Raw genomic sequence first — 26,428 nt, forward strand, 5'->3', positions numbered from 1 at the left:
AACTAGTTCTATGTTTCTAGGTCAAGTTGTCTGCCTTCTTCAAATGCTTTTTTATCCATTTTAGAACCTACACCCATTCCAATAACCATTCCTATAGGTAATCCTATTCCAAGTAACCCCATATTTCCAGTATTCGATCCAAAAACAACCCCAAGAGGAAGTCCAAATGCAACCATTCCAAGTGCCATCCAAGTATTTCGATAGTGGTTTTTAGTTACAAGTTTAACTTCCTTCTCAATTAATTTAAGAAAACTAGAGTGCGTTTTTTTTAGTTGTTTTATTAATTCTTTAGGTGCCCTCGGTTCAGTGTTTATTTTGTTTATTCCATTATTAATAACAATAATAATTTTATCAGGAACGTCCTTTTTTTTCAATTCAATTAGAAGTTTGTTTAATTGATTGAAAGCGTGAACAAGCTTTTTATTTTGGTCAAAATCTGATCTTTTTATCAGTTCTTTTATTTCCATTTTTCTTTTTATATAAGCTACAACGATTAAATAAAACCGGTTTTAATCAACTATATTTATTAACAAGCGAATTTCACTTTTTTTAAACTAAGAAACAAATTAAATAATTTAATCATCAGTTTTTTAAAAATCTTTTTTTGAGTGCAATTTCGCAAAATAGGTGAATGCCTTAAGAAGTTTAGAAGGCATGCTGCAAGCCAGAGAAGGAGAGTTTTAAGAATTTATTCGGCATTATTTTAGATAGATTTTAACCAATTAAAAAGGGGCCTATAAGTTTATGGGCAATAATAAAGTAAAATATTTTATGTATATTAGAAATCGCATTAGGATAAATGTCCTTCTTAAATTATATTTTTAAAAGAATTTACCTCCCCCTCACTTTATTTTTAAGAATTAAAATATCTGATTTTCAGATAAGGCGTAAGGCCAAATATATTTTATCAATTTAAAACTAACTAAAATGAAAAAATTATTATTATTTTCGATGATACTTGTGTTAAGTTCATCTATTTATGCTCAAAGAAATAATAATGCAAGTTATTGGAATACTTGGGAATATACCGCAAAAGATGGTATGCAAAAGGACTTTGAAAAGGCTGCTGCAAAAAAAACAGCCATGTTTAACAAAACACCAGAGACCGCTATAATGACGTATAAAATTATAACAGGCCCTGATAGTGGATCATATCTTCGTGTTGAGGCAAATAAATCTCCGGCAGATTATGATTTGGACAGATCAGCTGAAGGTGATTATTGGAATCAAAATGTTGCTAAGTTTATTGCAAAAGATAGAGGGCAAGTGAGATACGAAGCATTAAAAAATGGTTCTTATGATCCTAATCCAGAAAACACTTCACCTTCAAAGTATGTGAGTCGCACAATTTTCAATATTAAGGCAGATAAAATTTTACATTTTAGAAGAGCTATGTATAGAATATCAAAAGTTGCAGAAAAAAGAGAATGGAAAACTACAAGAACATTATTTAGAGTAGTTAGTGGCGGAAATAGAAATCAGTTTATTTTAGCAACAGGTTTTAATACTTATAAACGAGCAGATGAGCCAGAAATGGAAACTACAACTAAAGAAGATTATGACGAACTTTTTGGATGGGGTTCTTGGGATGAAGATTGGAAGAATTTTGACGCCTCTATAGAATATTGGGGAGAACAAAAAGATATGTTGATATTAGTACCAGAAATGTCTACTGGAATGATGAATTAAACACGGAATACATTCTTTTTAAAAGGATGAATTTACGATGACAATAAAGCAAAAGCCATTCAAGAAATTGATTGGCTTTTCTAATTTATTTTAAAACTACTTTAAATTATTAAACAAACTAAACACCGGCCTATTTCTATATAAATTATTTTTATTTAGGTATTATTAAAATCCATCTTTTACCATGGTTAGTATTAAAAAAATGTACTAATTTTATACAATAAATAATTATTTATGAAACTAGTAATATCACCAGCAAAATCGTTAGATTTTGAAACAGCAGTTCCAACAACGGAATTTACACAAGGTATTTTTTTAAATGAAGCTGAGAAGTTAAGCACAGTTTTAAAAAAGAAATCTCCTAAAAAACTTTCGGAGTTAATGCATATTTCGCCAAAATTGGGTGAATTAAATTGGCAACGAAATCAAGATTGGGAATTACCGTTTTCATTAGAAAATGCACGTCAGGCTGTTTATGCTTTTAATGGCGACGTTTACACAGGTTTAGACGCTTACACGTTACCACTTGAAAAATTAGAACAACTTCAAAATAAACTTCGAATTTTATCTGGACAATATGGTATTTTAAAGCCTTTAGATTTAATGCAACCATATCGCTTAGAAATGGGTACAAAACTAAAAGTTGGTCGCAAAGAAAATTTGTACAAGTTTTGGGGTGAAAAAGTAACTGAAGCCTTAAATGCTGAAATGGAAAACGATGAAGTATTTGTAAATTTAGCCAGTAACGAATACTTTAAAGTAATAAATACTAAACTATTAAAGGTTCCGGTAATTACTCCAGTTTTTAAAGATTATAAAGGTGAAAAATTAAAGGTAATTAGCTTTTTTGCAAAAAAGGCTAGAGGGCTAATGGTGCGTTATATTTTAGACAATAATACAGAAACTATTGAGGGTTTAAAAGGTTTTAATTCAGAAGGTTATGCGTTTGATTCGAACCTTTCAAATGAAAAAGAATTAGTTTTTACACGATAATTTAATTTTTTTTAAAATTGTATTGTTTTTTTATATAAGTTTGTCCCGTTATTTTTTAGTGACAATGAAAAATATTTGTTTTTTCGGTCGTAACTTTTTTATTAAGAAGTTTTTAGGTTATTATGTGTTTTGGAAGCACAACGAAAAATTAAGGAAAAAGACAACTTCTACCAACTTCATTTTTAAAATTTGTACTCAACTTTTGGGTATAGATAATCAAAATACATATTCAGTATTAAGAGTATAAATATTTCTATTAATTTTAAATATGCCTTATATTAGGCTCCTATTAAATTTTTAATACTTAAATATAATTAATGAATACTAAATATATTGATTTAATAAATCAAACTTTTGATTTTCCTCAAGAGGAATTTAAAATAGATACTAAGAAAAATTTGCATTTTCATGATATCGATACCATGAAACTTGCTGAAGAATTTGGTACACCTTTAAAGTTTACGTATTTACCAAAAATTAGCGAAAACATTATTAAAGCAAAAACATGGTTTAAAACAGCTATGCGTAAGCATAAATACAAAGGGAGATACCACTATTGCTATTGTACAAAGAGTTCACATTTTAAACATGTTTTAGATGAAGCTTTAAGTAATAATATTCATATAGAAACATCCTCGGCGGTTGATATTGATATAATTGAAAACTTAAAAAGAGCTGGTAAAATTACCGATAAAACCTATATTTTAAGTAACGGATTTAAAAGAGATGAATACGTTAAAAAAATACAAGGTTTAATAAATAGCGGACACAGAAATTGTATTCCAATTATTGATAATTATGAGGAAATTGATTTATTAACCGATGGAATTCGTAAGAAAATTAATATTGGAATTAGAATTGCTTCGGAAGAAGAACCAAAATTCGAGTTTTATACTTCTCGTTTAGGAATTGGCTATAAAAATATAGTTGATTTTTACCGACGCGATATCAAAGAAAATAAAAAAGTGAATCTAAAAATGTTACACTTTTTTATAAATACAGGAATTAAAGACAATGCCTATTATTGGAACGAATTAAGTAAGTGTTTAAAGGTTTATATAAATTTAAAACGTATTTGTCCAACATTAGATAGTTTAAATATTGGAGGGGGGTTTCCAATTAAAAACTCATTGGGATTTGATTATGATTATGAATATATGATTGATGAAATTATTTCTCAAATTAAAATTGCATGTGATGATGCTGAAGTAGAAACACCACATATTTTTACCGAGTTTGGAAGTTATACAGTTGGAGAAAGTGGAGGTGCTTTATACAAAGTGTTATACCAAAAAAAGCAAAACGATAGAGAGAATTGGAATATGATAAATTCCTCTTTTATAACAACTTTACCAGATAGTTGGGCAATAAATAAACGCTTTGTAATGTTACCTTTAAATAGATGGAACGATACTTACGAGCGGGTTTTGTTAGGTGGTTTAACTTGCGATAGTGATGATTATTACAATTCTGAACAGCATATGAATGCTATTTATTTACCTGTTTATAAAGACGAAAAACCATTATATTTAGGTTTTTTTAATACAGGCGCTTATCAAGAATCAATTGGAGGTTATGGAGGTTTGCAGCATTGCTTAATTCCTCAACCAAAACATATTATTATATCAAAAAACAACGAAGGTAAATTAGAATACAAAGTTTTTAAAGAACAACAAAAACCAAGCGATTTTTTAAAAATATTAGGTTATGAATAAAAGAACTTACGCAGGAATTCCTGAACAAAATAGTAAAATTGAAACTTCAAAAGTAGTTTTAATTCCAGTTCCTTATGATGGAACAAGTACTTGGCAAAAAGGTGCAGATAAAGGTCCTGAAGCTTTTTTAAACGCTTCAGAAAACATGGAATTGTACGATATAGAAACCGATACAGAAGTGTATAAAAACGGTATTTATTTAGCGAATGCCATTACTGAAAATGCTTCACCAGAAAGTATGGTAGCTGCAGTTCATGAGATTACAAAATCATACATTAAAAAGAATAAATTTGTAACCTTAATTGGAGGTGAGCATTCAATTTCAATTGGTTCAATTAGAGCATTTAATGAGTGTTTTGATAATTTAACTGTTGTACAAATCGATGCCCATGCAGATTTGAGAAAAGAGTATGAAGGATCTAAATGTAACCACGCTTGTGCAGTGTATGAAGCCAGTCAAAATACGAATTTAATTCAAGTAGGTATTCGTAGTATGGATGCTATTGAAAAAACAGTTATGGATTTAGATAAAGTATTTTTTGCGCACGACCTTGCTCAAGACGATTATTGGATGGAAAATGCAATTGATTTAATGACAGAGAATGTTTTTCTAACAATTGATTTAGATGCTTTTGATCCTTCAATAATGCCATCAACCGGTACACCAGAACCAGGAGGATTATTTTGGTATGAAACGCTAGAGTTTTTAAATAAAATATTTAAAGAAAAAAATGTAGTTGGATTCGATATTGTAGAATTGTGTCCAAATCCTCAAGAAAAATCATCAGACTTTTTAGCAGCAAAATTATATTATAAAATGTTAAGCTATAAATTTAACAATTCTGATGAAGATACTTATGATGATATAAAAGGTTTTAAAGAACCAACAAACAAACAAACTAAATTTAACGACGAAGAAAATGACTACTAATAAAGGAGCAATTTCACAATTTATAGAAAAATATTATTTGCATTTTAACGCAGCTTCGGTTGTGGATGCAGCCAAAGAATACGAAAATCAATTAGCAAAAGGTTCTAAAATGTTGGTGTCATTGGCAGGAGCCATGAGTACTGCAGAATTAGGCAAAATATTTGCAGAAGTTATTAGACAAGATAAAGTACAAATAATTTCTTGTACAGGGGCTAATTTAGAAGAAGACATTATGAATTTGGTAGCACATTCTCATTATAAGAGAGTGCCAAATTACAGAGACCTAACACCTCAAGATGAATGGGATTTGCTGGAAAAAGGTTTAAACAGAGTTACCGATACTTGTATTCCAGAAGAAGAAGCTTTTAGACGTTTGCAAGAACATATTTTTAAAATTTGGAAAGATGCTGAGGCTGCAGGAGAACGTTTTTTCCCACATGAATTTATGTACAAATTAGTACTTTCTGGAGTATTGGACCAATACCATGAGATTGATCCAAAAAATAGCTGGATGATTGCTGCAGCAGAAGCTAATTTGCCAATGGTTGTTCCTGGCTGGGAAGATAGCACAATGGGAAATATTTTTGCTTCTTATGTATTAAAAGGCGAGTTAAAAGCAAGTACTATGAAATCTGGTATTGAGTATATGACGTTTTTAGCAGATTGGTATACTGCAAATTCAAAAGATGGTATTGGATTTTTCCAAATTGGAGGAGGTATTGCTGGAGATTTTCCAATTTGTGTAGTACCAATGTTGTATCAAGATATGGAAAGAACGGATACCCCGTTTTGGAGTTATTTCTGTCAAATTTCAGATTCAACCACTAGTTATGGATCTTATTCTGGGGCTGTTCCAAATGAAAAAATTACTTGGGGTAAATTAGATATTAATACACCAAAATATATTATAGAGTCGGATGCAACCATTGTAGCACCATTAATTTTCGCTTACTTATTAGATATGTAATTTATGAAACGAGTAATTGTAGATTATAGTAAATTAACCGAAGATATTTTAAATATGTTGGTTGAAAAATTCCCTACGGGTTATGGGTATAGAGATATAATAACGTTTAAAAACGCTAAAGGCGAAACTGTAAGAGCAGTTGAAGTTCGTACAGAAGAGACTATCTATTTAGTGAAAATCAGCTTGAAATTAGAAGAAACGATGGAAGAATATGACGCTGATGAAGATAATTTTGATGACGTTCATGATACGGGTGATTTAGAAGATATTCCAGACGATAGCCCTGAGGATGATGATTATTAGACTTAATTATTAAATAAAAAAGGCTGTCTAAATGTTTTAGACAGCCTTTTTTATAAAATTTTAAAATTCTAGTAAATAGATTCTTTACCAAATTCTTTAACTAATAAATAATAGAAAATAGCTCTGTATTTATTTCTATTAGATTTACCCATAGTTTCAACAGCTTTTTGCATAGCCGCATCTAATTTTGGCCCATCAGAAAGACCTAATTTTTTAATTAAAAAATTATTTTTTACGGTTCCTAATTCTTTTGCATCAGATCCAGAAACGGTTTCAGCATCTTGTTTATAAATAGAAGGCCCTAAACCTTTAGTAACCTTAGCTAATAAATCAGCATCAAAGCTGATTCCTAACTTTTCCATTTCACCTTGATAAAGTGCTATTTTTTCATCTAATTTACTCATGAGTAACGAATTTTTTTATGAATGTTAATATATCTTTTATCAAATATAAAAAAATATTAGTTGTATAGCTATAATTATATTAACAATCTGAAAGATTTACACCAACTGCCAACCCACCTTCTGAAGTTTCTTTGTATTTGGAGTTCATATCTTTAGCTGTTTCCCACATGCTAGAAATTACTTTATCAAGGGGAACTTTAGCATGTAAATTGTCAGACTCTAAAGCCAATTCAGCAGCGTTAATTGCTTTTATTGCGCCCATTGCATTGCGTTCAATACATGGCACTTGCACTAATCCACCAATAGGATCACAGGTTAATCCTAAATGATGTTCCATAGCAATTTCACTTGCCATTAAAACTTTTTCTGGAGAACCTCCAAGTAGTTCGGTTAAAGCGCCAGCAGCCATTGCTGCCGAAACACCAATTTCAGCTTGGCAGCCTCCCATAGCAGCAGAAATTGTAGCTCCTTTTTTAAAGAGACTACCTATTTCACTAGCAACTAATAAAAATTGTTTTATATGCTCAAATGTTGCCTCGTGATTTTCAATTACTAAATAATACATTAAAACTGCAGGTATTACTCCAGCACTTCCATTGGTTGGTGCGGTTACAACCCTTCCGAGGGAGGCATTTACTTCATTCACACTTAATGCAAAACAACTTACCCATTTTAATATTTCACGAAATTTAACTTCAGTATTCCTAATAGCTCTTAACCATTCATTTGGATTGTTGTAAATTCGATCTCCTTTTAATTTTTGATGCATATCAAAAGCGCGCCTTCTAACTTTTAATCCACCTGGTAACATGCCTTCTGTATGGCAACCATTATACATGGATTCAAGCATTGTATCCCAAATTCGTTGAATTTCAAAATCAATTTCTTCATCTGATCTTAATGAGCGTTCATTTTCTAAAACAATTTCAGAAATTTTTAATTGTTCTTGTTTACAATAGAATTCTAGTTCTGTTGCTTTTTGAATAGAAAAAGGAAATGTTTTAAAAATAGCAATATTTTCTTTGGCATGAATTAATTCTTCTCTAACCACAAAGCCACCACCAATAGAATAGTAGGTGTCTGCTGAAATTTCAGTAGTGTTGTTAAATCCTGTAAATTTTATAGCATTTGAATGAAATGGTAAAAACTCTTTATTAAAAATAATATCATTTATAGGATTGAAATTAATCCTAAAATTATTTCCAAATTTCAATTGCTTTGCAGCTTTAATTTTAGAAATTAAGGGTGTTATTTCTTCTGTAGGAATATATTCTGGATCAGCACCTGCTAAACCTAAAATTATAGCCAAGTCTGTAGCATGTCCTTTTCCTGTTAAAGATAAAGATCCATACAAATCTACTTTTACAGAAGTAATCTCTGAAAAAAGATTTTCTTTTTTTAAATGATTAATCCATCTTTCCGCAGCTCTCCAAGGACCCAATGTATGAGAACTAGAAGGCCCAACACCAATTTTTAGCATATCAAAAATAGAAATACACTCCATTATATAGTTTTAAATTAAAGCCGCAAATATATAGTATTGAATAATATTTGTATCATTTTTAATTTAATATTTAAATAGGTTTAGGCATTCGTAAATGACAATAAAAACTTAAAATATAATTGAATTATGACATATTGACATAAAATTTGTAATGGCATAATCATTGTCTAATTGTAATTGTAAGTTTAAAAAATTAAAAACAATATAAAATATATAATTATGAGTAAGATTATAGGAATTGATTTAGGAACTACCAACTCTTGTGTTTCAGTAATGGAAGGTAATGAGCCAGTTGTAATTCCTAATGCAGAAGGAAAAAGAACTACACCTTCTATTGTAGCATTTATTGAAGGTGGAGAACGTAAAGTTGGAGATCCAGCTAAAAGACAAGCAGTTACAAACCCTTTAAAAACCATTTATTCTATTAAACGTTTTATGGGTAATAAATATTCTGAATCTAAAATGGAAGCAGAACGTGTACCTTATAAAGTGGTAAAAGGAGATAATGATACACCACGTGTTGATATTGATGGAAGGTTATATACTCCACAAGAAATTTCAGCAATGATTCTTCAAAAAATGAAGAAAACTGCAGAAGATTATTTGGGAACGGAAGTTAATGAAGCTGTTGTAACAGTACCAGCATACTTTAACGATGCTCAACGTCAGGCTACAAAAGAAGCAGGTGAAATTGCAGGTTTAAAAGTAAGTCGTATTATAAACGAACCAACTGCTGCGGCATTGGCTTATGGTATGGACAAAAAAGGAACTGACCAAAAAATTGTAGTTTTTGACTTTGGAGGTGGAACACATGATGTTTCTATCTTAGAATTAGGAGATGGTGTTTTTGAAGTACTTTCAACCGATGGAGATACACACTTAGGTGGAGATGATGTAGATCAAAAAATTATTGATTGGTTAGCGGAAGAGTTTAAAGCAGAAGAAAATATGGATTTACGTAAAGATCCAATGGCTTTACAACGTTTAAAAGAAGCTGCTGAAAAAGCGAAGATAGAATTATCATCTTCAGCTTCAACAGAAATTAATTTACCTTATGTTACTGCTACTGCTTCAGGACCAAAACACTTGGTGCGTAGTTTAACAAAAGCGAAATTTGAACAATTAATAGACGATTTAATTAAAAGAACAATAGAACCTTGTAAAACAGCATTGAAAGGTGCTGGTTTAACAACTGGAGATATTGACCAGATTATTTTAGTAGGTGGTTCAACGCGTATTCCTGCGGTTGTTGAAGCTGTTGAAAAATTCTTTGGAAAAGCACCATCAAAAGGTGTAAATCCAGATGAGGTTGTTGCAATTGGAGCAGCTATTCAAGGTGGAGTTTTAACTGGAGATGTAAAAGATGTATTGTTATTAGATGTTACACCTTTATCTTTAGGTATTGAAACTATGGGTAATGTAATGACTAAGTTAATTGAAGCGAACACTACAATTCCAACTAAAAAGTCGCAAGTATTCTCAACTGCAGCAGACAATCAGCCATCTGTAGAAATTCACGTATTGCAAGGTGAACGCGCAATGGCAGCAGATAATAAAACAATTGGTCGTTTCCATTTAGATGGAATTCCACCAGCACAGAGAGGTACTCCACAAATTGAAGTAACTTTTGATATTGATGCTAACGGAATTATCCATGTAACTGCTACAGATAAAGCAACCAATAAAACGCAAGATATTAGAATTGAAGCTTCATCTGGTTTAACAGAAGATGAAATCAAAAAAATGAAAGCAGATGCTGAAGCAAATGCAGATGCGGATAAAAATGCGAAAGAAGTTGCAGAAAAAATTAATGGAGCAGACTCCATGATTTTTCAAACAGAAAAGCAATTAAAAGAATTTGGAGATAAATTATCAGCGGATAAAAAGGATCCAATTGAAGCAGCTTTAGCAGAACTTAAAAAAGCACACGAATCTAAAGATATTGCACAAATTGATACTGCAATGGAAAAGATAAACGAAGCATGGAAAGTAGCGAGTGAAGAAATGTACAAAGCACAGCAAGAAGGTCAAGCTGAAGGTGCTCCAACTGGAGAGCCATCTGATAACGGACAACCAAAGAACGAAGGTGATAACGTAGAAGATGTGGACTTTGAAGAAGTAAAAGAAGATAAATAATCTTACTTTTAAATAAATTTAAAAACTGTCTAAAAGTTTAACCTTTTAGACAGTTTTTTTTGATTAAAATTTAGCTTAATACGTATTTTATTTAAGGCGTAATTAAAGTATTACTTTGAAAAAACCTCATTATGTTGTTCTTGCACTCTAATAAAAGTTGTTCTTTTTGTTAGTTCTTTTAATTTACTAGCTCCAACATAAGTGCAGGTTGAGCGAAGACTTCCTAAAAAATCTTGCACAGTATTTTCAACAGCACCTCTATACCGAACTTCAACGGTTTTTCCTTCAGAAGCTCTGTAATCTGCAACTCCACCAACGTGTTTATTCATAGCGGTTTCGGAACTCATACCGTAGAATTGTTTGTATTTTTCACCGTTAATCTCTATAGTTTTTCCGCCACTTTCCGTGTGTCCGGCTAACATTCCGCCTAACATTACAAAATCTGCACCACCACCAAAAGCTTTGGCAATATCTCCTGGTATTTTACATCCACCATCCGAAACTATTTGTCCGCCCAAACCATGTGCAGCATCTGCACATTCAATAATTGCAGAAAGTTGTGGATATCCAACACCTGTTTTTACGCGTGTTGTGCAAACGGAACCAGGTCCAATACCAACTTTAATAATATCTGCTCCGGCTAATAATAATTCTTCAACCATTTCACCAGTAACCACATTTCCAGCCATAATAACTTTAGTTGGATATAGTTTACGTGCTTTTTTTACAAAATTCACAAAATGTTCAGAATAACCATTTGCAACATCAATACAAATAAATTTTATTTGAGGATGTTCCTTCATAATAATAGCAAGTTTTTCAGAATCAGCAGATCCGGTTCCTGTGCTTACTGAAAAATAATCAGTCATTTCATCAGAAATAGATTCCATAAATTCTTTCCATTCTTGTAAAGAATAATGTTTGTGAATAGCAGTAAATATTTTATGTTTAGCTAATTCTTTTGCCATTTCAAAAGTACCAACAGTGTCCATATTTGCTGCCATTATTGGAATGCCATTCCATTTATATTTACTATGTAAAAAAGTAAAATTTCTATCTAAAGTTACCTGTGATCTTGAGCTTAATGTTGACCTTTTTGGACGAATCATTACATCTTTAAATCCTAATTTTAATCCTGTTTCAATTCTCATACTACCTTTTAAATAATTTTTTAAACAATTATACTTTTTCCTTTACTAATTTTAGAGGCATCATTATCAAAATAAAAATCTATTCTTCCAACATTTAATCCATAACATCCTACTTGATTTACCAACACATTTTCTCCAATACTATTTTTTGTAATTGTAGGTTTAGGTAAAAAAGTATGTGTATGTCCACCAATAATTAAGTCAATATCTTTTGTTTTTGAAGCCAATACTAAATCACTTATTTTTTCAGGATTACTTTTATAATTATAACCCAAATGTGAAAGACAAATTACCAAATCACACTGTTTTTCTTTTTTTAAAATCCGACTCATATCTTGTGCTATTTCAACAGGATCTAAATACGTAGTTTCTTTGTACATTCTAGGATCAACAAGTCCTTCTAATTCAATACCTAAACCAAAAACACCAATTTTTATACCATCTTTTATAAATACTTTATACGGATTAATAGCATTTTCTAAGCTCGTATTTTTAAAATCGTAATTAGCAGATAAAAAATCAAATTTGGCGTTTGGTAATTGTGCAAATAGTCCATCAATTCCATTATCAAAATCATGATTACCAATTGTAGCAGCATCATATTTAAGCATACTCATTAGTTTAAATTCTAATTCTCCTCCATAAAAGTTAAAAAATGGCGTTCCTTGGAAAATGTCACCAGCATCTAATAATAAGGTATTGGGATTTTCTTTTCTAATGTTTTCTATTAAAGTTGCACGCCTAGCAACACCTCCTCGGTTTGGAGTTTTATAGTGGTCACTTGGAAAAGGTTCTATATGGCTGTGAGTATCATTCGTATGTAAAATAGTGATATGTTTTGTTGTGTTTTTTGCAAACGATTGCAAAGACAAACCACCTAATGTTAAAAAAGCTGTTGCGGCTGTTGATTGCTGTATAAAATTTCTTCTTTTCATTTGTAGCTAATTATTAATTTTCTATTCTAAATCTTCCGTCTAAATTAGTTTTAAGGGTGTCGGTTTCTTTAAAATAATCTATAATGGCATTTCTAAATTTATAATCTATATTAGTAATAGAGATGGGGTCTTTAAAAAAGTTCATACTATCACCTCCATTTTGAAGATAATCCGATGTTAACACAAAATAGGTTGCATCATCCTCTAAAGATTTCCCATTAATTTTTAGTGAATATCCAGTTTTATTAATAACTAAATTAATGTGCTTAGAAAGAGGATGTGCTCTCTTATTTTTAATTAAATAAGTAACAAGCTCTTTAATTTTTTCAGCGGTTAATTCAACAACAACCAAACTGTTTTCAAAAGGCATTAAATTAAAAGCATTTTCCATTTTAACTGCTCCTTTTGAAATACCTGCTCTAATACCGCCATAATTAAACATGGCGAAATCTATATTTTTATTAGTTCTTGAATTAAAAACAGGATTTGCTCTTTTAAAACATAAATCGGCCATTAAATTACCTAAAGTACTTTCTAATCCGCCATCGGTTCTAACTAAATCTATTTCCGCATAAGTAAGTATAGTATTCATTTCTGCCACTACTTTTTGTTTGTAGGGTTCAATAAAATTTTCAATTTCTTTTACGGACTCAATTTCTTGATTAATTGGTATTAATTTTCCTTCAATTTTAACCACCTCTTGTGGTTCATTTTTACAACTAATTATAAGTAGCACTGTAAATAGTGAAATAATAAAATTTTTCATTGTTGAAATACTAATGATTTTAATTAATTTTGTGTCTCAACGGTAAATATAAATGATTTTTACAGGAATTAAACGGAAAAGTAATCAATTATTTTTTAACAAAAAGGTTAAAGAATTATTAGCTAATGCAGCTGAAAGTAACTCTAAAAAAATAAATAATGTACTTATTGTATTAGATGATATTTCTTTAAAAGAAGTAACTTTAGCTAACCTTAAGAATAATTTAGGTATTCAGGAAAGTAATATTGAAATCTTGGTTTTTCTTCAGAAAAAATCAAAGGAAAATGATGATAAGCATCTTTTTTCGTCGAAAGATTTTGGGTGGTATGGTAAAATTAATAATGAATATTTCAAAAATATTTTAACAAAAAAATACGATCTGTTAATAAACTACAGCAAAATTGATTATTTATACAATAAGATATTAATATTGCACAGTAAAGCAGCTTTTAAAGTTGGTTTTGCAAGTTTAGATAATCGTTTTTACGATTTGTTAATAAACTGTAAAACGTCTGAAATAGAGTTGTTTAATAAAGAATTAAAAAAATATTTAGAGATCTTAAACAAAATATAAATGAAAGAATTGTTAGGAACTGGAGTTGCGTTAGTAACGCCCTTTAATGAAGATAAATCAGTAGATTTTGAAGGGTTGGCTCGTTTGGTAAACTATCAAATAGATAATGGTGTAAATTATTTAGTTGTTTTAGGAACAACTGGAGAACCAGCAACCCTTACTGCGGAAGAAAAAGAACAAGTAAAAGCCACTATTATTAAAGAAAATAATGGAAGACTTCCTTTAGTTCTTGGAATTGGTGGTAATAATACAATGGCTGTTGCGGCAGAAATTAAAACTACAGATTTAACTGCATATACTGCAATACTTTCAGTTTCTCCATATTATAATAAACCAACACAAGAAGGTATTTATCAACATTTTAAAGTAATTTCTGAAGTAAGTTCTAAACCAATTATTCTGTACAATGTTCCGGGAAGAACTGGTAAAAATATGGAAACTTCAACAATTTTAAGATTGGCAAACGATTTTGAAAATATTGTTGCCGTAAAAGAAGCGGCTGGAGACATAGTGCAGGCAATGCGTATTATTCAGCATAAACCAGCAGATTTTATGGTAATTTCTGGAGATGATATGATTGCTTTACCAATGGTATTGGCTGGAGGGGCAGGTGTTATTTCTGTAATAGGACAAGGTTTGCCAAAAGATTTTTCTGAAATGATCCAATTGGGATTGCAAAAAAAAGTGATTGAGGCCAATAAATTGCAGCTTAAAATAATGGACAGCATAGACTATATTTTTGAAGAATGTAATCCTTCTGGAATAAAAGCACTATTGCAAAAGCAAGCAATCTGTAGTTCTAACGTGCGTTTGCCATTGGTAAAAGCAACTGAAAAATTAGAACAAAAATTAAGTAACTTTATAGATAATTATTAGTAATTTTACAGTCAATTTGAAAAAAGTAAATTAGTAATAAAAAATATTTAAATATGTTATCAGAAAATATGCAAGCTGCTTTAAATAAGCAGATTAAAATTGAAGCAGAATCATCACAAGTATATTTAGCAATGGCTTCTTGGTCTGAAGGTCAAGGATTAGAAGGTATTTCTGAATTTATGTATGCACAATCTGATGAAGAACGTGTGCATATGCTTAAAATGTTTAAGTATGTGAACGAACGAGGTGGACATGCAGAGGTTTCTGAATTGGCTAAACCAGCACTAGAATACGGTTCAATAAAAGAAATGTTTGAAACATTATTTAAACACGAAGTTTTTGTATCGCAAAGTATAAATGATTTGGTTCATATTTCTTTAGAAGAAAAAGATTACGCTACGCACAACTTTTTACAATGGTATGTAGCTGAGCAAATTGAAGAGGAAGCACAAGCGAGAACTATTTTAGATAAAATTAACTTAATTGGAGACGATAAAGGTGGTTTGTATTTGTTTGATAATGACATTAAGCAATTATCAGTTGTTAGTTCAGTAGCTCCGCCAACTGTTTAACAATTAACAAACAATTAAGATTGTTGCGCAATATTTATTGTAAAAGCAAGTTATTTTTGTGGTTTACTATTAATACAAAATCATTTTAATAATCCATAATAAATAACTATTTTTGCCAAATGCTTAAAAATAAAATTTATATTCTCATTTTATTAGTTACTGTTGGTGTTTCATCTTGTAGTGAATATCAAAAAGTATTAAATAAAGGTAAGGCTGAAGAGCAATACGCACTGGCTTCAAAATTATATGAAAGTCAAAAGTATAATAAAGCCATACAATTATTTGAAAAAATTACGCCTATTTATAGGGGGAAACCTCAAATGGAACGTATTCAATTTATGGTTGCACAATCACATTACAATACAAAACAATATACACTAGCAGCATATTATTTTGATAAATTTGTTAAAAATTACCCTAAGAGTTCTAAATTGGAGGAGTCGGCGTATCTTTCTGCACATAGTTATTTTTTAGCTTCACCGGTATTTAGTTTAGATCAAAAAGATACTAAAGAAGCCATTACCGCTTTGCAGAATTTTTTATATAAATATCCAGAATCTGATAAAGTAGCAGAGGCAAACGAAAATATTAAAGAGCTTACTAAAAAGTTAGAAAAGAAATCTTTTGAGATAGCCAAGCAATATTATCATACCGAAGATTATATTGCTGCAATTGCTGCATTCGATAACTTATTGGGAGATTTTTTGGGAACTTCATATAAAGAGGAAGCGATGTATCTTAAATTTAAATCGGCTTATAATTTAGCAGTTAATAGCTATATTTTTAAAAAAGAAGTTAGACTAAATAATGCCATAAAAATTCACGAAAGATTTAAAAGAAGTTTTTCGAAATCAGCATATTTATCAGAAACTGAAGAATTACTACAAAATCTAAATAACGAGTTAAACTCTTTAATTGCATTAAAAACTGAAACAAATGGATTATAAAAACACAAAAGCAGCTAATACTACTGTTACTTATGATAAAGACAGTATTGAGGCTCCAACTAACAATATCTACGAAGCTATTACAATTATAGCTAAAAGAGCTGAACAAATTAGTGGTGATTTAAAAAGTGAACTAATTGAAAAATTAGAAGAATTTGCTACTTATACTGATAGTTTAGACGAGGTTTTTGAAAATAAAGAACAAATTGAAGTTTCTAAATTTTACGAAAAACTGCCAAAACCAACTGCAATTGCCGTTGAAGAATGGTTAGAAGGTAAAATTTATCATAGAAACCCAGACGTAGATACAAAAGAATAGTATGTCAATTTTAAGCGGTAAAAATATACTTTTAGGAGTTACCGCAGGTATTGCTGCTTATAAAACGGCACATTTAGTACGACTTTTTATTAAGGCAGGTGCGCGCGTAAAAGTTGTAATGACACCTGCTTCAAAAGACTTTGTTACTCCATTAACTTTAGCTACTTTATCTCAAAATCCTGTGTATTCCTCTTTTTATGAAAAAGGAGAACAGGAAACAGAGGAATGGAACAGTCATGTAGATTTAGGTTTATGGGCGGATTATATGGTGGTTGCTCCTGCAACTGCGAATACCTTATCTAAAATGGCAAATGGTGTTTGCGATAATTTGTTGTTAGCAGTTTATTTGTCCGCAAAATGTAAGGTGTATTTTGCACCTGCAATGGATTTGGATATGTACAAACATCCTTCAACCAAAAATAGTATTGAAAAATTACAAAGTTTTGGAAATGTGTTTATTCCACCATCAACTGGATTTTTAGCAAGCGGTTTAGAAGGAGAAGGACGTATGGAGGAACCTGAAAATATTATTTCTTTTATAGAAAATGATATTATAAAAGGGATGCCACTATTTAATAAAAAAGTACTTATTACTGCTGGTCCAACGTATGAAGCTATTGATCCTGTGCGTTTTATAGGAAACCATTCTTCTGGTAAAATGGGCTTTGAAATGGCAAAAGTTGCTGCTAATTTAGGAGCAAAGGTTTATTTAATAACAGGTCCGTCTAATCAAACTATTTCTAATAGTTTAATTGAAAGAATAGATGTTGTAAGTGCTGAAGAAATGTATAATGAAGTTCATAAAGTTTACAGTTCAACAGATATTGCAGTTCTCTCTGCAGCGGTGGCAGATTACAAACCAAAAAATGTTGCCGATAAAAAAATAAAAAAATCATCGGATTCAATGTCAATTGAACTGGTAAAAACACACGATATTTTAGCGTCGTTAGGTAGTATAAAAGAACAGCAGTTTCTAGTAGGATTTGCACTAGAAACCAATAACGAATTAGAAAATGCAAAAAAGAAATGTAAATCTAAAAATTTAGATTTAATTGTGCTAAATTCTTTGAACGATAAAGGTGCTGGATTTAAAAAACCTACAAATAAAGTTACAATAATTGATAAATCGGAAAATATTTCCGAATTTGGTCTAAAATCTAAGGCGGCAGTTGCTGAAGATATATTTAATGTAATTTTGAATAAGATGTATGCATAAAATAGTTCAAATAGTAATAGCCTTATTTACCGTAATTCAGTTAAATGCACAAGAATTAAATTGTACAATTACTGTTAATGCCGATAAAATACCAGGTTCTAACAAACAAATTTTTACTACGTTACAAACGTCATTAAATGAATTTGTAAATCAAAAAAGGTGGACAAATTTTAATTATAAACCACAAGAACTAATAAATTGTAATTTAACGCTTACTATTTTAGAACAAACAGGAACAGATTTTAGAGGTCATATTCAAATACAATCATCGCGTCCAGTTTATAATTCTACCTATTTAACGCCAGTTTTAAATTTTAAAGACGATAATTTTTCATTTCAATATACAGAATTTGAACCTTTACAATTTAACGAAAACTCTTTTGAATCTAATATAGTTTCTGTAATTTCATTTTATGTGTATACAATTTTAGGGATGGATGCAGATACATTTTCATTAAATGGAGGAACTTCCTATTTTACAAAAGCACAAGATGTTGTTGTGCAGGCACAACAAAGTGGTTATGCTGGCTGGAATCAAAATGATGGTTCTAAAACAAGATTTACATTGGTAGATAATATGTTGTCACCAACATATGATATGTTTAGAAAAGCTATGTTCGATTATCATTATAACGGTTTAGATATGATGAGTAAAGATAAGAAAGCAGCAAAACAAGCTATTTTTGAAGTTGTAAAAACTTTAAAAACTATATACGATTCGCGTCCTAATGCATTTCTATTACGTGTTTTTATGGACTCTAAAGCAGATGAAATTGTAGATATTTTTTCTGATGGACCTAGATTCGATACTAGTAGATTAAAAGACGACTTATTAAGGATTTCTCCTCTAAATGCTTCTAAGTGGGAAGCGATAAAGTAATTTCTTAATTTTCAAACAAAAAGAATGCTCATAAATCTTTCCATAAAAAATTACGCTTTAATAGAAAATTTATCTGTAAGTTTTCAAGATAATTTATCTATAATTACAGGTGAAACAGGTGCTGGTAAATCTATATTGCTTGGTGCTTTAGGGTTGGTTTTAGGAAAAAGAGCTGATTCTTCAACATTAAAAGATGCTTCTAAAAAATGTATTATAGAAGCCCGGTTTTCAATTTCAGATTATAAATTAAATACGTTTTTTGAAGAAAAAGACTTAGATTTTGAGGAAGAAACTATAATAAGACGTGAAATTTTACCGAGTGGAAAATCACGTGCTTTTATAAATGATACGCCAACTACAATTCAAACATTACAATTACTTAGTGAAAAATTGATAGATGTGCATTCTCAGCATCAAACAGTACAATTATCCGATGTTAATTTTCAGTTCTATATAATTGATGCGCTCTCTGCAAATACAGGAAAAATTGAATCTTACAAACGAGGGTTGGTGGTTTTTAACAAATTAACGAAAGAGTTAAAAAAGCTTAAACAAGAACAGGAGGCTGCAAAAGAGCAGTATGAATACAATTTGCATTTATACACAGAGTTAGAAAAGGCGAATTTAAAAGCAGAAGAGCAAGAAGCTTTAGAACAGCAGTTAGATAAAGAAAATAATATAGAAGAAATTAAATTAAATTTAACTGAAGCTCAGGCATTGGCTTTAAATGAAGAAATTGGAATACAAGCATTACTGGTTTCATTTACAGCAAATTTAAACAAAATAAAATCGTTTGCTTCAGAATATAAAGAATTGTATGACAGGGTTTCAAGCTTGAAAATTGAAATGGACGATGTTATCACAGAAATTGAAAACTTAAATGAAAATGTTGAGTTTGATCCTTCAGAATTAGAAAAACTAAATGATAGATTACAATTAATCTACAACTTGCAAAAGAAACATACTGTAAACTCAATTACAGAATTGTTGGTTATTAAAGAAAATCTATCTCTTAAAGTTGATGCTGTTCAAAACTCTTCATCAGCAATAAAAGCTAAAGAAACTGAAATAAAATCGGTTGCAGAAAAAATTGATAAACTTGCAGTTTCAATTTTTAACGAACGTAAAAAGGCAATTCCTGTTTTAATTAAAAAGTTAGAATTAATTCTTTCTAATTTAGGAATGGAAAATACAAGATTTCAATTTAAAATTAATCATACTAAAAATTATTTATCAAACGGTAAGGATGAATTACACTTGTTAATTTCAGCAAATAAAGGGGTTAATTTTGGGGAACTTAAAAAAATAGCTTCAGGGGGTGAATTATCTCGAATAATGTTAGCAGTAAAAGCAATTCTTTCGGAATATTCGAAATTACCAACTATTATTTTTGATGAAATTGATACTGGCGTTTCTGGCGATGTTTCTCAAAAAATGGCTGATATCATGCAACAAATGAGCGATAATATGCAAGTAATTACAATTACGCACTTACCTCAAATTGCTGCAAAAGGACAACACCATTATAAAGTTTATAAAGAAGATATTGATAATAATATAATTACACAATTAACAAGATTAAATAAAAAGGAGCGTATTAAAGAAATTGCAGAAATGTTAAGTGGCAAAAATATTTCTGAAACTGCTATTGAACACGCAAAACAGCTGTTAAATTAAGAATTCACTATATTTGCAGCCAATTAAACTAAATCGAAAACAATATTAAGACTATGCATAATTTATTAAAAGGAAAAAGAGGAATTATTTTCGGAGCACTAGATTCAAAATCAATTGCTTGGAAAGTTGCTGAAAGAGCACATGAAGAAGGAGCAACATTTGTTTTAACAAATGCACCAGTAGCATTGCGTTTAGGAACTATTTCAGAATTAGCTGAAAAAACAGGTTCACAAGTAGTACCAGCTGATGCGACTTCTATGATGGATTTAGAAAATTTAATTGATAAGTCTATGGAAATTTTAGGTGGAAAAATTGATTTTGTATTACACTCAATTGGAATGTCTGTTAATGTACGTAGAGGAAATCATTACACAAATCAAGATTATAACTTCACAAAAACAGGTTTTGATGTGTCTGCATTATCATTTCATAGAGTTATGAGTATGTTGTATAAAAAAGATGCAATGAACGAATGGGGAAGTATTGTTGCTTTATCTTATATGGCAGCACAACGTGTTTTTCCAGATTATAATGATATGGCAGATAACAAAGCATATTTAGAATCTGTAGCTCGTAGTTTTGGTTATTTCTTTGGGCGCGATAAAAAAGTAAGGGTTAATACCATTTCTCAATCTCCAACGCCAACTACGGCAGGTAGCGGTGTAAAAGGATTTGATGGTTTTATTGCCTATGCAGAAAAAATGTCACCGCTTGGTAATGCAACTGCTTTAGAATGTGCTGATTATACAATTTCAATGTTTTCTGATTTAACAAAAAAAGTGACACTACAAAATTTATTTCACGATGGTGGTTTCTCAAATATGGGTGTAAGTACGGCTATTATGGAAAATTTTATGGAAGATTTTCAGCAAGAAGAAGAGGTAGTGCCTGAAAAATAGACAATTAAGGATAAAAAGTAAGTTTAAGACTTATTTACATATAAAAAAAGCGATGATTTTTAAATCATCGCTTTTTTTTTTGCCTAAAAAATTTAAATTTTGGAAGTATGAGTATTGTCATCATTTTCATGAAATAATTGCTTTAATTTTAGAGAATCAAAAAATACAAGTAATATTATTCTATGAGACCACTTAAAATTGTAGTGCTTGCAAAGCAAGTGCCGGACACACGTCATGTGGGTCCCGATGCCATGAAACCAGATGGTACTGTAAATAGAGGAAAACTTTCAACAGTCTTTAACCCAGACGATTTACACGCCTTAGAATTAGCATTAAATATAAAAGATCGAATACCAGGAACACACGTTACTATATTGACAATGGGACCACAAAAAGCCGCTGATATTATCCGAGAAGGATATTATCGTGGTGTTGATGATGGAATTATGATTTCTGATAGACGTTTTGGAGGAGCCGATACGTTGGCAACTAGTTATACTATTGTTCAAGCAATAAAAAAAATAGCCGATTATGATTTAATAGTTGGAGGAAGACAAGCAATTGATGGTGATACAGCGCAAGTTGGTCCGCAATGTGCCGATAAATTAAACATTCCTCAAGTTACCTATGTTGAAGAGGTTTTAGAAATTAATGAAGATAAAATTATTGCAAGAAGAAGGTTAGAAAATGGTGTTGAGATTGTTTCAGCCCCATATCCTTGTTTAATGACTGTGCATGGTTCTTCTCAAGAATGTAGATCAAGACACGCAAAAAATGTGATGAAATACAAATATGCAAGAACAAATACAGAGATGAGAAAAGGAGATCCTGTTCTAGAAGAATTGCATAAAAAAAGACCTTATTTGGTGATTCCAGAGTGGAGTGTTGAAGATATTGAAGCAGATGAAACAAAAATTGGATTAGCTGGTTCTCCTACTAAAGTTAAAAGTGTTTCCAGCATTGTATTAACTGCAAATGAATCAAAGGTATTAACTGATTCAGATAGTGATATAGAAGGAATGATTAAAGAATTAATTAAACATCACACCATTGGGTAGTTGATATAACTTAAAATTAGTAAAATGAAAAGTGTATTTGTTTATTGCGAAGTAGAAAATAAAGAAGTAGCAGAAATAAGTCAGGAGTTATTATCAGCAGGAAAAAGATTAGCTCAAAAATTAGGTTGTCCACTAGACGCAATGGTTTTTGGAAATGACTTAGATGGAATTGAAAGTCAAATTTCACCTTATGGAGTTGATAAATTATTTATTTCTGATGATTCAAAGTTAGAGCCTTACAGAACTTTGCCGCATGCAGCTTTAGCTTATAAAGTATTAAAAGAACAAGATCCTCAAATTGTATTGTTTGGAGCAACCTCTGTAGGTAGAGACTTAGCACCGCGTTTGGCTTCAAAATTAAACTGTGGATTAACAGCCGATACAACCATATTAGATATTGGTGATCATTTTGTGAAAAAAGAAAAAAAAGAATATACCGATTTGTTGTATGCAATTCGTCCAGCATTTGGAGGAAGTATTATGGCTAACATTATAAATTGGGACATGCACCCTCAAATGGCAACCGTTAGAGAAGGTGTAATGAAAAAAGAAATTTTCGATGCAAATCACAAATCAGAAATAATTAAGATAGATGTAAATGATGTTTTAAATGACCAAGATTTTGTTGTTGAAGTTATTGAACGTCATATTGAAGAGTCGGGCGTAAATTTAAAAGATGCTCCAATAATTGTTGCTGGTGGATACGGTGTTGGTTCAAAAGAAAATTTCGATTTGCTTAGAAATCTGGCAAACATTTTGGGAGGTGAAGTTGGAGGTTCAAGAGCTGCTGTAGATGCTGGATTTATTGATCATAATCGACAAATTGGACAAACAGGAACTACGGTAAGACCAAAATTATATATAGCAGCTGGTATTTCAGGAGCAATACAACATACAGCAGGTATGCAAGATGCTTCTATGATAATCTCTATAAATAATGATCCAGATGCACCAATTAATGCAATTGCAGATTATGTAATTACTGGAGATTTAGGAGTTGTTCTTCCTAAAATGATTAAATATTATAAGGAGAACGCAAAATAGTTTAAAAAAAATGAAGAGTTTATAAAACTCTAATTATAAAATAGAAAAAAATGGATAATTTTTTCAAAGATACTCCGGATTTTAAATTTCATTTAAAAGATCCAATATTAAAAAAGGTTGTAAAGTTAAAAGAAGATAATTTTGAACAATCTGAAAAGTTTGATTATGCACCTTTAAATCATGAAGACGCAATTGATTCATACGAAAAAGTACTTGAAATAGTAGGTGATATTTGTGCCAATACAATTTCGCCAAATGCAGAAGGTGTTGATTTAGAAGGACCACATATCGAAAATAATGAAGTAATTTATGCAAAAGGAACTACTGAAGATTATAAAGCTTTGTACGAAGCTGGTTTAATTGGAATGTCCTTACCTAGAAGGTATGGAGGTTTAAATTTCCCTTTATTACCTTATGTTATGGCTGCGGAAATGGTAGCTCGTGCAGATGCAGGTTTTGCAAATATTTGGGGCTTACAAGATTGTGCTGAAACTATTTATGAATTTGGTTCTGAGGAACAAAAAGATAAGTTTTTACCTCGTTTTAATAAAGATGGGGCTACTGCCGCAATGGTTTTAACTGAGCCAGATGCTGGTTCAGATTTGCAAGCTGTAAAATTAAAAGCAGTCTTTAATAAAGAAAAAAATACTTGGATTTTAAACGGTGTAAAACGCTTTATTACCAACGGTGATGCAGATATTTCATTAGTGTTGGCACGTTCAGAAGAAGGAACAAATGATGCTCGTGGTTTATCAATGTTTATTTATGATAGAAACGACCATGCTGTTGAAGTGCGCCATTTAGAAAAAAAATTAGGAATTAAAGGTTCACCAACTTGTGAATTAGTATTTAAAGATGCTCCTGCTGAATTGGTTGGGAAGGAGCGTTTTGGATTGATTAAGTATGTAATGTCTTTAATGAATTCTGCACGTTTAGGTGTTGGTGCTCAATCAGTTGGTATTGCGGATGCCGCCTATAGAGAAGCGTTGAAATATGCTGAGGAAAGAGCGCAATTTGGTAAAGTTATTGTGAATTTCCCTGCGGTATATGAAATGTTAACCAATATGAAAATTCGTATAGATGCACTTCGCTCATTATTATATGAAACTACTCGTTTTGTAGATATTTTTAAAGCTTATGAAGAAGTGATGAAAGATAGAACGTTAACTAAAGAAGAACGTATGGAAATGAAACATTACGGGAAACTTTCTAACGTATTTACACCGCTAATTAAATTAACTGCAAGTGAAGCGTGTAATAAAATAGCTTACGATTCTTTACAAATTCATGGTGGTACAGGGTTTATGAAAGATTTCCCAATAGAACGTATTTATAGAGATGCACGTATTACTTCAATTTATGAAGGAACATCTCAGTTGCAAGCTGTTGCAGCGATAAAAGGTGTTACAACTGGAGTCTTCTTTGAGCAAATTAAAGCTTACGATACTGAAGTTTTAGATAAAAATTGTGAAATTAGAACGAAACTTCATAAAATGGCAGAAGAATACCAATCAATTTCTCAAAGTATTATAGAGCAAAAAAATAACGAGTTGGTTGATTTTCATTCAACTAGACTTGTTGAAATGGCTGGTAATATAATTATGGGTTACTTGTTGGTGCTAAATAGTCAGAAAGATGACAAGTTTATAAAAACTGCAAGGTTATATGTGAATTTAGTGAGGTCTGAAAACAAAGAAAGATTCGATTATATGAATGGATTTAGTGTTGAGAATTTAGAAATGTACAAAAACGTAGATTTAGAAGCTTTAAAACATTAATCCTAAATTTTAACTACTAAAAAACCTACTTTGAAAATATCAAAGTAGGTTTTTTCTTTATAGTTCTTATAAAAACTGTAATTTTGGATTTCTTAAAGAAATAATTAGTGGAGTTACAATTTTCAATTATCGTTCCTGTTTATAACCGTCCTCAAGAAATTGATGAATTGTTACAAAGTTTAACAACACAAAGCTATCAAAAAAGATTTGAAGTTATTGTTATTGAAGATGGCTCAACCATAAAAGCTGAGGAAATTGTAAAGAACTATTCAAAAGATTTAAATTTAAAGTATTTTTTTAAAGAAAATAGCGGGGCAGGAACAAGCCGAAATTATGGAATGCAGCAAGCTTCAGGAAATTATTTTATTATTTTTGATTCAGATTGCATTATTCCTTCAAAATATTTAGTTGAAGTTGAAAAGGCTTTATCTAAAAATTACACCGATGCTTTTGGTGGTGCTGATGCTGCACATGATTCTTTTACAACTATTCAAAAAGCTATAAATTATAGTATGACTTCTTTTTTTACAACAGGAGGAATTAGAGGAAGCAAAAAGGCAGTAAATAAATTTCAGCCAAGAAGTTTTAATTTAGGAATTTCTAAAAAAGCATTTGATAAAACTCAAGGTTTTAACAGAATGAAAATAGGAGAGGATATTGATTTAACCTTTAGATTGTGGGAGCATAATTTTGAAACTCAATTTATAGAAAATGCATTTGTATATCACAAAAGAAGGACAACATTTAGGCAGTTTTTTAAACAAACTTTTGCATTTGGTAAGGGCAGGCCTTTTTTAAATAGAAAATATCCTGAAACGGCAAAGATTACCTATTGGTTTCCAACCTTATTTATTTTAACATTTATTTTTTCAATACTTCTATTACTAATTAATATAAAAATAGCTGCACTAGCTTTTGCAGTTTATTTTATAATTGTATTTCTAGATTCTTTGCTGAAAAATAAAAATATTAAAGTAGCTATTTTTAGTGTATTAACCACTTTAATTCAATTTTTAGGCTACGGTTTTGGATTTCTAAAAGGATTATCTAAAACGGAATAAATCCTGCTTATTTTAACTTAAAAAAAGAGTTAG

At 30.6% G+C, this 26,428-nt stretch carries 26 protein-coding genes; 20 read left to right on the plus strand and 6 right to left on the minus strand.

The annotated features are described in order from the left end of the window. Positions 1-8: 8 nt before the first annotated feature. Positions 9-467 carry a hypothetical protein gene (locus IEW75_RS05750; RefSeq protein WP_134247777.1) on the minus strand — a complete coding sequence of 153 codons (459 nt, stop codon included), beginning with the start codon at positions 465-467 and terminating at the stop codon, positions 9-11. 460 nt (positions 468-927) lie between these two features. On the opposite strand from IEW75_RS05750, the gene IEW75_RS05755 reads away from it, so the two are divergent. The 6 genes from IEW75_RS05755 to IEW75_RS05780 all read left to right on the plus strand — a co-directional run bounded on the left by IEW75_RS05755 (position 928) and on the right by IEW75_RS05780 (position 6,598). Continuing rightward, positions 928-1,689 carry a hypothetical protein gene (locus tag IEW75_RS05755; RefSeq protein WP_134247778.1) on the plus strand — a complete coding sequence of 254 codons (762 nt, stop codon included), beginning with the start codon at positions 928-930 and terminating at the stop codon, positions 1,687-1,689. A gap of 234 nt (positions 1,690-1,923) precedes the next feature. Beyond that, positions 1,924-2,682 (plus strand): peroxide stress protein YaaA, encoded by a 759-nt coding sequence (gene yaaA / locus IEW75_RS05760; RefSeq protein ID WP_134247779.1) that lies wholly within the window; start codon positions 1,924-1,926, stop codon positions 2,680-2,682. Positions 2,683-2,999: 317 nt separating this feature from the next. Beyond that, the gene (locus IEW75_RS05765) at positions 3,000-4,397 is read left to right on the plus strand and encodes a type III PLP-dependent enzyme domain-containing protein (RefSeq protein ID WP_134247780.1); all 1,398 of its coding nucleotides are present in this window, start codon (positions 3,000-3,002) and stop codon (positions 4,395-4,397) included. Further along, entirely contained in the window at positions 4,390-5,328 is a 939-nt protein-coding gene (gene speB, locus IEW75_RS05770) for an agmatinase (protein ID WP_134247781.1), read from the plus strand. The genes IEW75_RS05765 and speB overlap by 8 nt, the downstream gene beginning before the upstream one ends. After that, positions 5,318-6,295 (plus strand): deoxyhypusine synthase family protein, encoded by a 978-nt coding sequence (locus IEW75_RS05775; RefSeq protein WP_134247782.1) that lies wholly within the window; start codon positions 5,318-5,320, stop codon positions 6,293-6,295. Before speB ends, IEW75_RS05775 begins: the two co-directional genes overlap by 11 nt. 3 nt (positions 6,296-6,298) lie before the next feature. Continuing rightward, on the plus strand, positions 6,299-6,598 hold the full coding sequence (locus IEW75_RS05780; RefSeq protein ID WP_134247783.1) for a hypothetical protein: 300 nt from the start codon (positions 6,299-6,301) through the stop codon (positions 6,596-6,598). A 68-nt stretch (positions 6,599-6,666) separates the two neighbouring features. Here the strand turns inward: IEW75_RS05780 and IEW75_RS05785 are convergent, their stop codons facing one another. Together IEW75_RS05785 and IEW75_RS05790 are read right to left on the minus strand one after the other, a co-directional pair. Beyond that, positions 6,667-7,002, minus strand: a complete 336-nt coding sequence (locus IEW75_RS05785; RefSeq protein ID WP_134247784.1) for a DUF2853 family protein — start codon at positions 7,000-7,002, stop codon at positions 6,667-6,669. A 79-nt stretch (positions 7,003-7,081) separates the two neighbouring features. Beyond that, a complete protein-coding gene (locus IEW75_RS05790; protein WP_134247785.1) occupies positions 7,082-8,506 on the minus strand; it encodes an L-serine ammonia-lyase in 1,425 nt (474 codons plus the stop codon). Positions 8,507-8,725: 219 nt separating this feature from the next. Between IEW75_RS05790 and dnaK the strand changes: the two genes are divergently transcribed. After that, entirely contained in the window at positions 8,726-10,642 is a 1,917-nt protein-coding gene (gene dnaK, locus IEW75_RS05795; RefSeq protein WP_134247786.1) for a molecular chaperone DnaK, read from the plus strand. Positions 10,643-10,752: 110 nt separating this feature from the next. On the opposite strand, the gene IEW75_RS05800 is transcribed toward dnaK, so the two are convergent. The 3 genes from IEW75_RS05800 to IEW75_RS05810 are packed head-to-tail and all read right to left on the minus strand — an operon-like array spanning position 10,753 to position 13,494. Further along, a complete protein-coding gene (locus tag IEW75_RS05800; RefSeq protein ID WP_134247787.1) occupies positions 10,753-11,793 on the minus strand; it encodes a GMP reductase in 1,041 nt (346 codons plus the stop codon). Between the two features lie 20 nt (positions 11,794-11,813). Beyond that, positions 11,814-12,728: a bifunctional metallophosphatase/5'-nucleotidase gene (locus IEW75_RS05805; RefSeq protein WP_134247788.1), complete on the minus strand. Its 915-nt coding sequence runs from the start codon at positions 12,726-12,728 to the stop codon at positions 11,814-11,816. A gap of 13 nt (positions 12,729-12,741) precedes the next feature. Then, positions 12,742-13,494, minus strand: coding sequence for a 5'-nucleotidase C-terminal domain-containing protein (locus IEW75_RS05810; RefSeq protein WP_134247789.1), 753 nt, complete (start codon positions 13,492-13,494; stop codon positions 12,742-12,744). Between the two features lie 52 nt (positions 13,495-13,546). Here IEW75_RS05810 and IEW75_RS05815 point away from each other — a divergent pair, with 52 nt between their 5' ends. From IEW75_RS05815 to IEW75_RS05875, 13 genes are all read left to right on the plus strand, one after another. After that, positions 13,547-14,068 carry a DUF6913 domain-containing protein gene (locus tag IEW75_RS05815; protein WP_134247790.1) on the plus strand — a complete coding sequence of 174 codons (522 nt, stop codon included), beginning with the start codon at positions 13,547-13,549 and terminating at the stop codon, positions 14,066-14,068. Next, positions 14,069-14,944, plus strand: coding sequence for a 4-hydroxy-tetrahydrodipicolinate synthase (dapA, locus tag IEW75_RS05820; protein ID WP_134247791.1), 876 nt, complete (start codon positions 14,069-14,071; stop codon positions 14,942-14,944). A gap of 53 nt (positions 14,945-14,997) precedes the next feature. Further along, positions 14,998-15,516, plus strand: a complete 519-nt coding sequence (locus IEW75_RS05825; RefSeq protein WP_134247792.1) for a ferritin — start codon at positions 14,998-15,000, stop codon at positions 15,514-15,516. Positions 15,517-15,635: 119 nt separating this feature from the next. Beyond that, positions 15,636-16,463 carry an outer membrane protein assembly factor BamD gene (locus IEW75_RS05830; protein WP_134247793.1) on the plus strand — a complete coding sequence of 276 codons (828 nt, stop codon included), beginning with the start codon at positions 15,636-15,638 and terminating at the stop codon, positions 16,461-16,463. After that, complete coding sequence (locus tag IEW75_RS05835) at positions 16,453-16,782, plus strand: DNA-directed RNA polymerase subunit omega (RefSeq protein ID WP_134247794.1); 330 nt, start codon at positions 16,453-16,455, stop codon at positions 16,780-16,782. Before IEW75_RS05830 ends, IEW75_RS05835 begins: the two co-directional genes overlap by 11 nt. Position 16,783: 1 nt before the next feature. Then, positions 16,784-17,998 (plus strand): bifunctional phosphopantothenoylcysteine decarboxylase/phosphopantothenate--cysteine ligase CoaBC, encoded by a 1,215-nt coding sequence (gene coaBC, locus IEW75_RS05840; RefSeq protein ID WP_134247795.1) that lies wholly within the window; start codon positions 16,784-16,786, stop codon positions 17,996-17,998. After that, on the plus strand, positions 17,991-18,878 hold the full coding sequence (porD, locus tag IEW75_RS05845) for a type IX secretion system protein PorD (protein WP_134247796.1): 888 nt from the start codon (positions 17,991-17,993) through the stop codon (positions 18,876-18,878). The genes coaBC and porD overlap by 8 nt, the downstream gene beginning before the upstream one ends. A gap of 24 nt (positions 18,879-18,902) precedes the next feature. Continuing rightward, complete coding sequence (recN, locus tag IEW75_RS05850; protein ID WP_134247797.1) at positions 18,903-20,555, plus strand: DNA repair protein RecN; 1,653 nt, start codon at positions 18,903-18,905, stop codon at positions 20,553-20,555. Positions 20,556-20,608: 53 nt separating this feature from the next. Continuing rightward, entirely contained in the window at positions 20,609-21,454 is an 846-nt protein-coding gene (locus IEW75_RS05855) for an enoyl-ACP reductase FabI (protein WP_134247798.1), read from the plus strand. 182 nt (positions 21,455-21,636) lie between these two features. Further along, a complete protein-coding gene (locus IEW75_RS05860; protein ID WP_134247799.1) occupies positions 21,637-22,512 on the plus strand; it encodes an electron transfer flavoprotein subunit beta/FixA family protein in 876 nt (291 codons plus the stop codon). Positions 22,513-22,536: 24 nt separating this feature from the next. Then, complete coding sequence (locus IEW75_RS05865) at positions 22,537-23,556, plus strand: electron transfer flavoprotein subunit alpha/FixB family protein (protein WP_134247800.1); 1,020 nt, start codon at positions 22,537-22,539, stop codon at positions 23,554-23,556. A 50-nt stretch (positions 23,557-23,606) separates the two neighbouring features. Beyond that, positions 23,607-25,334 (plus strand): acyl-CoA dehydrogenase family protein, encoded by a 1,728-nt coding sequence (locus IEW75_RS05870; RefSeq protein ID WP_134247801.1) that lies wholly within the window; start codon positions 23,607-23,609, stop codon positions 25,332-25,334. A gap of 107 nt (positions 25,335-25,441) precedes the next feature. Next, positions 25,442-26,395 carry a glycosyltransferase family 2 protein gene (locus tag IEW75_RS05875; RefSeq protein WP_134247802.1) on the plus strand — a complete coding sequence of 318 codons (954 nt, stop codon included), beginning with the start codon at positions 25,442-25,444 and terminating at the stop codon, positions 26,393-26,395. Positions 26,396-26,428: the final 33 nt, after the last annotated feature.

It is taken from the genome of Lutibacter litoralis (assembly GCF_014646675.1).
GTDB classification, from domain to species: Bacteria; Bacteroidota; Bacteroidia; order Flavobacteriales; family Flavobacteriaceae; genus Lutibacter; species Lutibacter litoralis.